The following is a 501-nucleotide window of genomic DNA, read 5'->3' on the forward strand; positions in this document are numbered from 1 at the left end:
GAATGTGGGGACACACAATCGGCTTTCAAGGGCAAACCAGCTAGGCTCACGGGCACCATGATGGACCCGCTTTTGTTGCTGCCTGATTTCCTGTTGATTCTGGGAGGTTTCTGTCTGTGCCGTTACACGGCCTTCGGACGCCCCACCTGGGACGTGGTTGAACGCCTGGTCTACCACCTGCTGTTCCCGGCCCTGTTGTTCGCCTCGATCGTGCGCAGCCCCCTGCAGCCGGGCGATGCCGCCACCCTGGCAGGCGCTGGCGTCGGGCTGTGTTTGCTGGGCCTGTTGCTGGCAACCTGGCTGCGTCACCTGCCTGGCGTGGACGCGACGCTGCACGCCAGCGGGGCGCAGGTCGCGTTTCGATTCAACTCCTACATCGCGTTGGCGCTGGCCGATCGCCTGCTGGGCGCGCAGGGTGTCGCCCTGATCGCCATCCTGATCGCGTTGTGCGTGCCACTTTGCAATGCCGGAGCGGTCTGGAGCCTGGCCCGCCATGGCGGG

General features: G+C 65.3%; 1 pseudogene. It reads left to right on the forward strand.

What is annotated here, in order from left to right:
• Nucleotides 1–57: 57 nt before the first annotated feature.
• Nucleotides 58–501: pseudogene (locus B2W70_RS13635) on the forward strand (AEC family transporter); the annotation flags it as partial.

Origin of the sequence: Aquabacterium sp. UBA2148 (genome assembly GCF_002328915.1) — a bacterium.
Taxonomy (GTDB): Bacteria; Pseudomonadota; Gammaproteobacteria; order Burkholderiales; family Burkholderiaceae_C; genus Aquabacterium; species Aquabacterium parvum.